The sequence below is a fragment of the Providencia sp. PROV033 genome (assembly GCF_028484855.1).
Taxonomy (GTDB): domain Bacteria; phylum Pseudomonadota; class Gammaproteobacteria; order Enterobacterales; family Enterobacteriaceae; genus Providencia; species Providencia alcalifaciens.
Genome location: NZ_JAMPSW010000197.1, coordinates 1 through 1,777, shown reverse-complemented (window position 1 = coordinate 1,777; position 1,777 = coordinate 1). Strand labels below are relative to the sequence as shown.

The 1,777-nt window shown below is 35.1% G+C and carries 2 protein-coding genes; both read left to right on the top strand.

Annotated elements, in window-relative coordinates; genetic code table 11:
• Nucleotides 1-596: 596 nt before the first annotated feature.
• Nucleotides 597-890: a helix-turn-helix domain-containing protein gene (locus PSF16_RS17295; protein WP_006658533.1), complete on the top strand. Its 294-nt coding sequence runs from the start codon at nucleotides 597-599 to the stop codon at nucleotides 888-890.
• A gap of 191 nt (nucleotides 891-1,081) precedes the next feature.
• Nucleotides 1,082-1,654, top strand: a complete 573-nt coding sequence (gene dicD / locus PSF16_RS17290; RefSeq protein WP_409371734.1) for a division control transcriptional repressor DicD — start codon at nucleotides 1,082-1,084, stop codon at nucleotides 1,652-1,654.
• Nucleotides 1,655-1,777: the final 123 nt, after the last annotated feature.

The following is a 1,777-nucleotide window of genomic DNA, read 5'->3' as shown; positions in this document are numbered from 1 at the left end:
TGAGCTGCAATGTCCGCACTCATACTTTCTTTGAAAGAATCAGGTGCAATGATAATTTTCATTAATCTGTATTCCTTATTTACAATCTCTAATATTTATTCTTATTCTTGATAAACTATTTAAAATAACATCGATAATCAATAAACAAATCTATATATTTATGACGAAGTAAATATAAATCTTTCTCTCGAAACATATTTATGAATAACATATATATAAGTGTAACAGCACATGTCTTAATTAATATTTCATTATTATTTTCCTCGTTATTCCCATGAAAAACAAGCCAGTGTTTATCACAATAAAAATACACCAAAAACCAACAATCCAGTTTAATAAACTGAATAACTGAAGATGATTAAAATAAAAATCCACACAACTTTAATTTTGCACTCTTGATTTGCGTACTTAAAATAGCTATTAGCTATCGAAAATAGCCTATCAATCCGTCATAAATATTGGTAATTAATTTAACTTAGCGGTTAAATATCCCCAAATTGACCTAGTCAATTTTCGATTACTCTCGCCCATTAAAGATAATAATATTTAATTATCTTTGAATAATATTGTCTTAATCATTCTCGCATGGAGGGATCATGATAACTAACCAACGATTCGATAACCATGAAGTGTCTACCTATATTGGTTCATTTCTCAAACGCCGCCGTAAAGTTGTTGGACTCACGGGTGCTGAATTAGCTTCTCGTTTAAGCATCAGCCAACAACAAATTTCTCGCTATGAGCGAGGTGTCAATGCGATTACTATTCAAAATCTTTTGGGAATTTTGCATGCTTTAGAGTTAAAAAAGCACGATATTGATGAGTTCTTACAAAATATTTTCGATTTTTATCATATCGATATTGATATAGAGAGAAAATTGCTTAACTAGAAATAACTTTCTACTAAACAATTTGTTAGGTATAGAGAGGAGCCATCCTCTCTACCTCTTTTCAGTCCTTTTCTCCCTCAACTCCCCTCAATGACCGTCATACCTGTGACAAAATCAACGCCTATAAATCAACTTTGAACATTGCTATGATGGCAAAATCAGCAAATCTTGTGATGGAGATAACAATGAGTATCCAGCGCGACACTATTTTAAGCCATGCGTTAAACCAGTTAGAAAAACAAGGGTTATCCGCATCGACAGAGAGTTTATTGACTGAAGTTGAATCTGATTTTACGACCCTTCGCCAATTTTGGCCTGATGATGAGGCGCTCGTTTATGACGCTCTACGCTATCATGGACAACAAATTGAAGTATGGCAGCGTCAGACGTTATTAGATGAGCGACTAAGCCCACAATTAAAGCTTATGGCACGCTATCAACAGCTCACAGAGAAAGTCCGTGAAGGACGCTTCCCAGGCTGCTTATTTATCTCTGCCTGTAACTACTACCCTGACCCAGAACATCCTATTCACCAATTAAGCCGCCTACAAAAAGCCAATTCATTCAACTTTACTAAGCAACTCTTGGATGAATTAGATATTGAAGATGCCGAGTTAGTCGCCAATCAAATGGAGCTGGTCTTAGAAGGTTGTTTGAATCGCTTGTTGATTAATCGCGATGTCAATGATGTTGAAATTGCCCAACAGCTTTCAGAAGATATTTTAACTATCGCGTTATGCCGTAAAAAAGGCGCATTAAGTTAAATTTAACTCACTCGCGCGTTAAACAGACGTTTTTTGTCGAAAAAGAAAACACTCAGTACGAAAATGGTTTTTTTTATTAAAAATGCATTGACGAGAACAGTCTAATACGGTTTAATGCGCCCC